This is a genomic window from Tardiphaga sp. (assembly GCF_044340795.1).
In the GTDB taxonomy this organism is placed as follows: Bacteria; Pseudomonadota; Alphaproteobacteria; order Rhizobiales; family Xanthobacteraceae; genus Tardiphaga.
Genome location: NZ_JBIISY010000261.1, coordinates 1 through 8,003 on the forward strand (window position 1 = coordinate 1; position 8,003 = coordinate 8,003).

At 63.2% G+C, this 8,003-nt stretch carries 7 protein-coding genes and 1 pseudogene; 3 read left to right on the plus strand and 5 right to left on the minus strand.

The window, feature by feature from the left end:
• A pseudogene (locus tag ACIQ17_RS27905) lies at positions 1-294 on the plus strand (hypothetical protein); the annotation flags it as partial.
• 22 nt (positions 295-316) lie between these two features.
• The gene (locus ACIQ17_RS27910) at positions 317-1,465 is read left to right on the plus strand and encodes a CaiB/BaiF CoA transferase family protein (RefSeq protein ID WP_398472628.1); all 1,149 of its coding nucleotides are present in this window, start codon (positions 317-319) and stop codon (positions 1,463-1,465) included.
• A 10-nt stretch (positions 1,466-1,475) separates the two neighbouring features.
• On the opposite strand, the gene ACIQ17_RS27915 is transcribed toward ACIQ17_RS27910, so the two are convergent.
• Positions 1,476-2,252 (minus strand): enoyl-CoA hydratase/isomerase family protein, encoded by a 777-nt coding sequence (locus ACIQ17_RS27915; RefSeq protein ID WP_398472630.1) that lies wholly within the window; start codon positions 2,250-2,252, stop codon positions 1,476-1,478.
• A 227-nt stretch (positions 2,253-2,479) separates the two neighbouring features.
• On the opposite strand from ACIQ17_RS27915, the gene ACIQ17_RS27920 reads away from it, so the two are divergent.
• Positions 2,480-3,472 (plus strand): NADPH:quinone oxidoreductase family protein, encoded by a 993-nt coding sequence (locus ACIQ17_RS27920; RefSeq protein ID WP_398472631.1) that lies wholly within the window; start codon positions 2,480-2,482, stop codon positions 3,470-3,472.
• A 37-nt stretch (positions 3,473-3,509) separates the two neighbouring features.
• Here ACIQ17_RS27920 and ACIQ17_RS27925 read toward each other — a convergent pair whose 3' ends face one another.
• The 4 genes from ACIQ17_RS27925 to ACIQ17_RS27940 all read right to left on the minus strand — a co-directional run.
• Entirely contained in the window at positions 3,510-4,217 is a 708-nt protein-coding gene (locus ACIQ17_RS27925; RefSeq protein ID WP_398472632.1) for an ABC transporter ATP-binding protein, read from the minus strand.
• Positions 4,214-5,977 carry an ATP-binding cassette domain-containing protein gene (locus ACIQ17_RS27930; RefSeq protein ID WP_398472634.1) on the minus strand — a complete coding sequence of 588 codons (1,764 nt, stop codon included), beginning with the start codon at positions 5,975-5,977 and terminating at the stop codon, positions 4,214-4,216. The genes ACIQ17_RS27925 and ACIQ17_RS27930 overlap by 4 nt, the downstream gene beginning before the upstream one ends.
• The gene (locus tag ACIQ17_RS27935) at positions 5,974-6,852 is read right to left on the minus strand and encodes a branched-chain amino acid ABC transporter permease (RefSeq protein ID WP_398472635.1); all 879 of its coding nucleotides are present in this window, start codon (positions 6,850-6,852) and stop codon (positions 5,974-5,976) included. Before ACIQ17_RS27935 ends, ACIQ17_RS27930 begins: the two co-directional genes overlap by 4 nt.
• Positions 6,853-6,861: 9 nt before the next feature.
• A partial coding sequence (locus tag ACIQ17_RS27940; protein ID WP_398472636.1) for an ABC transporter substrate-binding protein occupies positions 6,862-8,003 on the minus strand: 1,142 nt, incomplete at its 5' end.

The window sequence follows — 8,003 nt, forward strand, 5'->3', positions numbered from 1 at the left end:
CGGCGCCTCGGCTACACCTTCTCGCGCAACCGCGTGGTGCAGGGATATGGTGTGATTGCGTTGCCCGTACCGCAGTCGCGCGCCTGTCAGCCACTGTCGCTCGGCATCGGCGGGCACTGCAACATCCTTGAGCAGCTGGAAACGCAGATCGTCGACGTGGCGCGACAGGAGCTCCGGTTCCATCTTCAGGCCGAGGAGATTGCGACGGCCGAGCGCCCGTCGATCCAGGTTCCCATCGGTCTTCCCGCAGTCGCTGCCGCCGGCAACGCGCCGCCGGCGGCATCCGCAGCCTAAGACATCAGCTATTGGAACGAAGATGGGCCCCCTTGCAGGCTTGAAGGTCATCGAGATGGCCGGGATCGGACCCGGCCCGATGGCGGCGATGATGTTTTCGGACATGGGAGCCGAGGTGCTGCGGATCGAGCGCCAGGCCGATGCCACCCTCGGCATCAAACGTCCCGAAGGCTACGATCTGTTGTCCCGTGGCCGGCGCGCATTGGCGCTCGACCTGAAGAACGAGGCCGCCGTCTCGGTAGTGCTCGACCTCATCGCAAAATCGGACGCCCTGATCGAAGGCTTTCGCCCAGGCGTGATGGAGCGCATCGGTCTGGGCCCTGATGCGTGCCTCGCGTGCAATTCCAAGCTGGTATTCGGCCGCATGACCGGATGGGGACAGGACGGTCCATTGTCGCAGGCTGCCGGACACGATCTCAATTACATCGCGCTGACCGGCGCGCTCGGCGCCATCGGGCGCAAGGGCCAGATGCCAACCCCGCCGCTCAATCTGCTTGGCGACTATGCAGGCGGCGCCAGCTACCTCGCTTTCGGCATCGTCTGCGCCGTGCTGGAAGCACGGACATCCGGGAAAGGCCAAGTAGTAGACGCGGCCATCGTCGACGGCACCGCGCATCTGATGACCAGCATCTACGGCATGCACGGCGCCGGAATGCTGCCGGGTGGCCGGGGCGACAATATCCTAGACTCCGGAGCGCACTTCTACGACGTCTATGCTTGCGCCGACGGCAAGCTGATTTCCATCGCGCCCATTGAAAGCAAGTTCTATCAGAAGTTTCTCGACCTCGCCGGTCTGAGCGCCGACGAGCTGCCGCCGCAACTCGATCAAAGCGGCTGGGACCGCGGGCGCGACGTGCTTACTCGCAAGTTCAAGGAGAAATCGCAGGCCGACTGGTGTGCGCTGCTCGAAGGCACCGATGCTTGTTTCGCGCCCGTGCTCGACATGAGCGAGGCGCCGAATCACGCGCATATGCGCGCGCGCGGCGTCTTCATCACCACAGATGGCGTCGTGCAGCCGGCGCCGGCGCCGCGCTTCAGCCGCACCGTTCCGGCTACGCCTACGCCGCCGCGCCGCGCCGCCTCGATGTCACTCAACGAGGCGCTGGCCGGATGGATGTCACCCTCCGAGATCGACACACTGCGCAACTCAGGCCTGACTATTCAGGCCTGAGTCCACGCCCTCATCGCCCCTGGAAGACCGGCTTGCGCTTCTCCATGAACGCCTTGGCCGCGTCACGGTGATCGGACGTTCCGAACAGCAGCGGCTGGTAATCGAGCTCCGCCGTCAGCGCCTGTTCGAGACTGACGGCTCCGTTCGCGAACACGGCCTTTGTCAGCGCAAGCGGAATGGGCGCGACATTGATATACTCTCGTGCAACCTCAATCGCGGCATCGAGTGTTGCCCCCGCGGGGACGGCGGAATCCGCGAGCCCGATGGCCTTCGCCTGCACGCCCTCGACGACCTCTGCCAGAGCCGCCATCCTCTTGGCCCTTGGAACGCCGACGCGCTGCGCCAGCGAATAATAGAGGCCCAAATCCGGGATTAGCCCGATCCGGGCGAAGGACGCGCATAGTTTGGCATTCTCGGCGACCACCATATAATCGGAGGCCGCAGCCAGCGAGAGCCCCGCACCGAACGCAAAACCCTCGACGGCGGCGATAACCGGCTTCTCGCCATTGATCACCTGCATTATCAGCCGATGCGCGGTCTTCATCCAAATCCGGCTGTCGATGAGCTGACGTTCCGCGGTCATGCCCGATATGTCGCCGCCAGAACAGAATGTCCCGCCGGCGCCCGTAATCACGATCGCGCGGCACGCTTTGTCCTGCATGGCGTGCTCAAGCCTCTGTGTGAGGTCGAGAATGATCGACCGCGACAGCGCATTGCGCGCTCTCTCGTTATGGATGGTGAGAACGACAATCGCATCCGTCATTTCGCTCGATACCGTGGCGTCCATTTCCTGCGCTCCTGTCAAATGATCCGCACAGTTTTCTCTCCCCCTGCGCCCGCGATCAATGATTGTTCGTGGTGGGCGATGACAGCCGGTCATTCGACAGATATGTGCTCAATCACTCGCCCGGTTGACCGCAGGGCCGCATGACCCGAGAGTTTCGGGACAGGTGACATCGCCTCAAGTCAACCGCATCAAAGGACCCGTTCTTGCCCTCGTTCTCTGGACAGAGCATGCGTGCCGTCCTCCAGCGCACGCACGCGTCCTGGACCGATGCCGCGGTGGAAACTGTGGATGCACCGGCTGCGGAGCCAGGTCACATCGTCATCGACGTCAAGGCTGCGAGCCTGAACTTCGCCGATCTCCTGATGATGGAAGGCAAATATCAGCACAAGGCATCGCTTCCCTATGTTCCCGGGCGTGACGCCGCGGGGATCGTGCGCGCGGTCGGCCCTTGCGTGCAGGATTTTCGCTCCGGCGACCGGGTGATCGCCATGCTGAATTACGGCGCCTTCGCACAGCAGGCATCGGCCCCCGCCTATGCCTGCCGGCGACTTCCGGACGATCTGCCCTTCGAGATGGCAGCGGCCTGCGGCACCGGCATTCCGACCATCGTTGCAGCCCTCGAACTGCGCACACGTCTGCAGCCCGGCGAGTGGGTGCTGGTGTCTGGCGCTGCGGGCGGCATGGGGTCGCTCGCCGTGTCCTATGTGCGGCAGATGGGCGCGCACTGCGCCGCCATCGTCTCATCAGCGGAGAAGGCGGCGCTGGTGCGCGACCTCGGCGCAGAACTGGTGATCCGCAACGACACGCTTTCCGATACGAAAGACGGCCTGCGCTTCGCGCTTCAACAACATGGGGTCGGCCAGATGAATGCCGCCATCGACTTTGTCGGCGGCGATCTATTCGACATGATGCTGCGATGCCTGGCGCCGGAAGGCCGGCTGTTGATCGTCGGCTTTGCGTCCGGGCGCATCCCGACTATTCCCGCGAATTATCTGCTGCTGAAGGATATCGCGGTGATCGGGTCGTCGATCACACGTCTCTTTACGGATGGATCCGAGCCATTCAACAGCCTGTGCGACGCCGCCTATGCCCATCTCGCCGCAGGACGATTGCGCACCGCCATCGACGGCCGCTTCGACCTGAAGGATTTTCACGCGGCGGCAAGGCGTTTGTCCGACCGCCGCGTGATGGGAAAGGTGATCCTGCTACCGCAGCGCTAGGTAACGTGGTTCAGTCCACAATTTGCTGCCAGGGACTTCACGTCCCCAGATAGTAGCTCCGGATATGCTCGTTCTTTCGCAGCTCATCTCCGGTGCCTTGAAGCGCGATCTTGCCGTTTTCGATCACATAGCCGCGATGCGCCATCTGCAGCGCGATCGAGACGTCCTGCTCCACCAGCAGCACGGTCAGACCATCGGCAATGAGGTGGCGCACCGCTTCATAGAGCTCCGCCACGACGAGTGGCGCCAGACCCAGGGACGGCTCGTCCAGCACCAGCAGTTTCGGACCTCCCATCAGAGCGCGGCCAATCGCCAACATCTGCTGCTGCCCGCCGGACATGGTCCCGGCGATCTGGTTTCGCCGCTGCGCGAGAATGGGAAACAGTGATAGCACCTGATCGAGGTTCTTTGCGAGTTCGGCGCGGCTCGACAACGGCGTCGCACCGACGCGCAGGTTCTCCACGACGGTCAGGCCGGAGAAGATATGCCGGGCCTCCGGGACTTGCACCAGCCCCAGCCGCGCGATCAGGTGCGGCTGCAGCCCAGACAGCTTCGTTCCGTAGAACGCCGCCTCCCCCGTGAAGGGCAGCAAGCCAGAGAGACAGCGCAGCATCGTCGATTTGCCGGCGCCATTGGCTCCGAGCACCGCGACGACCTCGCCTTGCGCCACCTCGATACTTACCTCGTGGAGTATCGGCACCACGCCATAACCGGCGGACAGATCGGTGATCGACAGCGCGGTCATGCGACATTCCCCAGATAGGCCTCGATGACGCGCGGGTCGTTGCCGACCTCGCCGGGCGTGCCGAGGCTGATTTTCTCGCCTGCGTCGAGCACGGCGATGCGATCGCAGAGCGACATGACGGCACGCACCATATGCTCGATGATCAGAACGGTGACGCCTTCATCGCGAATGGCGCGAACGCCCTTGATCGCCTCGTCCGCCTCGCGCGGCGTGAGCCCACCTAGGATCTCGTCGAGCAGAATGAGCTTAGGCTTTGTTGCCAGCGCCCGCGCGATCTCCAGCCGGCGCTGCTCGGCCAAAGTGAGATCGGCACAGGCCGCATCGCGTTTCGCAGCCAGCGACATCCGCTCGATGATGACGTCGGCGAGGACGGTGGCATCGGCGCCGCGGTACTGGACGAGGGCCGCCGCCACCACCACCTCCCGCACCGTCAGGCTTTGAAACGCCTGGACGATCTGGAATGTCCGCGCGACACCGAGATGGGAGACATCGTAGGGCGCGAGCGACTGGATTTCCTGGCCGTCGAACATGATCTTTCCCGAGCTCGGCCTGGCGAACCCGCCCAGCATGGAGAACAGCGTCGTCTTGCCCGCCCCGTTTGGCCCAATCACACCAAAAATCTCGCCGCGCCGGACATCGAAGGAGACATTGTTGACCGCGATGAGGCCGCCAAACACCTTGCTGACACCCTGCACTGCGAGGATTGGCGCGCCGCTGTTCGCGCTGCGCACATCGGGGCTGGTCGTCGCCTTGCCTCCCGTCGCATCCGGAATGCGCAGCCGTCCACGCGTTAGCCCGAACCGCGCCAGGCCGGAGACGATGCCGCCCGGCAGCAGCAGAATGACCACCACAAGCGCGACGCCATACACCATGTGATGCAGCGCCCCGCCGCCGTGATCCTGAAGATAGATGCGCAGCACCTCCCCGATCGGAAACAGGATCAGCGGGCCCAGCACCGGACCTAGAAGCGATCCCGCGCCGCCGACCACGGTGAACAGCAGGATATAGATCGTGATCTCGATGCCGAACATCGAGGGCGGATCGATGAAGCCGATGAACTGCGCATTAAAGCCTCCGGCCAGCGCGGTGGCGAAGGCGCTGAGCGCAAATGCTTCCTGCTTGATCACGAACGGATTGACACCCATCGCTGCCGCGGCCGCCTCGTTGTCATGCACCGCACGCCAGAAGAAGCCCCGCCTGCTGCCATAGATCAGCGACACCACCGCCATCAGAACGCACAGCATCACCGCCATGACGATGAGGAAATTGGCGGGATCGTCGAACCGGAAATCCCAGAACGTCTCGCCGACCGCTTTGGCATAAAGGCCATTAGTGCCGCCAAGCGCGCGGATGCCGCCGACGCCGAATTCCAGGATATAGGCAAAGGCGAGCGTTAGCAGCGCGAAGATCAGCGGGCTGAGCCCTTTCCGGAACGGCAGATAGCCAACCACATAGGCCGCCGCTGCGGCAATAAACGCTGCCGCGAACATGCCGAACCAGGGGCTGATATTCAGAACGGTCGCGAGGTAAAGCGTTGCGTAGCCGCCGATGCCGAAAAACGCGGCCTGGCCGAACGAAACCTGGCCCACCAGGCCGCCGATGATGTTCCACGACACACAAAGATAGATCCAGATCAGCAGGCTGACCATGACCGTGATCGTGTAGGCCTCGGCAAAGGCGACCGAGAGCGCCGATAGCACCGCAATCAGCGCGATGCAGGTCCAGGTTTGGTCGTCGATCCGTCTCGCAAGGCCGGTCATGCGTTGCTCCCGCGTCCGAACAGACCTTTCGGCCGGAAAAGCAAAGCCGCCGCGAAGACGAAATAGGTCAGCGACGGGGCCGCCGGGTTGTTGATGAGGGCATTGGCGAGCGCTTCGATGAGTCCGATGATGAGGCCGCCTACGAACGCCCCTTTGAGATCGCCAAGACCACCGAGCACGACCACCAGCAGCGACAGCAGGCTGAGCTTCATGCCGGTGCTCGGCGTGACATAGGAATAGGTCATCAAGCAGCCGGCCGGGATCGCGAGGATCGCGATACAGCCGACAAAGACGAACAGCTGGGTGCGCCCGACATTGACGCCGCATAGCGAGGCCATTGATGGGTCCTGTGCCGTCGCCCGGATGCGATGCCCGATATCCGTCATGGTGAGGAATGCCGAGAGCAGCCCGCACACCGCCAGCGAGATGACGAATCCGACCAATTGCGGCGCGCCTACCACGACGCCGGCAGCCAAATAGGCCTTGTCGCCGAACGGCGTGCTGGCATTGAACAGGTCTGCGCCGAACCACATCAGAACCGCACTCTGGATGACGAAGGATACGCCGATGGTGAGCTGCGCCTGCATCAGCGGGCTGGCCCCGAGGACTGGCCGGATGATGAAGCGGAACATGACGGCTCCGAGGATCGCCATCACGGGAGCCATGACGATGCAACCGACATAGGGCGGCAGGCCAAATTGCTGGTGCAGCAATGCGATGCCATACATGGCGATCATCAGGAGATCGCCATGGGCAAAGTTAAGCACGCGCATCACGCCGAACACCAGCGCGAGCGACACCGCGATCAGGGCGTAGACGCCGCCGACCAGGATTCCAGACACGATGGCCTGTGCGAGCAGATCCAGACTAGGCATCGTGCAGGCTCACTTCAGCTGCGTGGGCTGGCCGGTCGCCACCTCAGACGGATAGATCGTCCTCTTGTGCACACCCGTGTCCTTCCACTGGGTGACCAGCGCCCGCGCTCCGGTATTACGGCCATCCGCATCGAACTTGATGGCACCGGGGATCTTGGTCTGCTCGACGGGCAGATCGAGCCCGCGCAAAATCTTCTGCAGATCGTCGCGCGACGGCTTCAGCGAAACCTCGTAAGCCTTCCTGAGCACCTGGCCGAGGGTGATGCCGCCCGCATAGCACATGCCCACATAGCTCGACGGCAGCGCCTGGAACTTGTTCTTATAGGTTTCGGTCAGGCTCGAAGCCCGCTTCATATCGGGACTGAAATAGTCGATGTTCGACAGTTTGAGCCGATCCATGAATTTCGGATCCACCAGTTCCGGCAGGCGCGGATCGCCGGCGCCGCCGCCGATGCCGACCACATAGGGGGCGAAGTCGAGCTGCTGCATCGCCTTGATCCCCGCCACGACGTCCTCGGTGTAACCGGCCCAGATGAGGATCGTGGGTCCGGCTTGCTGGATCTTCTTCATTACCGGAAGCAGGTTGCGTTCGGCGCGGTTATACGACACCTCGATCACCGGCTTGACCTTGTCGGCTTCGAACAGCTTGCGTGCGATATCGATGGTGTCGGCGCCTCGCGGGCTGTCCTCGTAGAGCAGCGCCACCTTCTGCCCGCCGAGGCCCGCGGAGCCGCCGGACAGCTCCTTCACGAAGCCGGCAGCCGTCTCGGCTTCGTTGTTGCTGGTGATCTGCTGGGTGAAATACCAGTGATAATGACGGTTGAGGATTTCCGCCGACACCGCACTCGAATTTAGGAACGGCGTCTTTGCGGCTTCCGCGAACTGGGCCGCAGTCGATGTGGCCGCGCTGATGTCGCATCCGAGCACCAGCGGTGCCTTTTGTAGCCGCACCAGCCGCTCCATCTCGCGCCGAGCGACATCCGGTTTGCCCTGCGAATCCGCAAATTCGAGCACCAGCTTGCGGCCGCCGATGCCGCCGCTGTCGTTGATTTCCTGCACCGCGATCTCGATGCCCTTGCGGCCGTCCTGCCCAAGAATGGCCAGCGATCCCGTCAGCGGCGTCAGCACGGGAATATTGACGGTTTCCGCTG

Excerpts from the sequence above, each read along its gene's own strand:
- ACIQ17_RS27910 (WP_398472628.1), top strand. The coding sequence starts at position 317 with ATGGGCCCCCTTGCAGGCTTGAAGGTCATCGAGATGGCCGGGATCGGA.
- ACIQ17_RS27915 (WP_398472630.1), bottom strand. The coding sequence starts at position 2,252 with ATGGACGCCACGGTATCGAGCGAAATGACGGATGCGATTGTCGTTCTC.
- ACIQ17_RS27920 (WP_398472631.1), top strand. The coding sequence starts at position 2,480 with ATGCGTGCCGTCCTCCAGCGCACGCACGCGTCCTGGACCGATGCCGCG.
- ACIQ17_RS27925 (WP_398472632.1), bottom strand. The coding sequence starts at position 4,217 with ATGACCGCGCTGTCGATCACCGATCTGTCCGCCGGTTATGGCGTGGTG.
- ACIQ17_RS27930 (WP_398472634.1), bottom strand. The coding sequence starts at position 5,977 with ATGACCGGCCTTGCGAGACGGATCGACGACCAAACCTGGACCTGCATC.
- ACIQ17_RS27935 (WP_398472635.1), bottom strand. The coding sequence starts at position 6,852 with ATGCCTAGTCTGGATCTGCTCGCACAGGCCATCGTGTCTGGAATCCTG.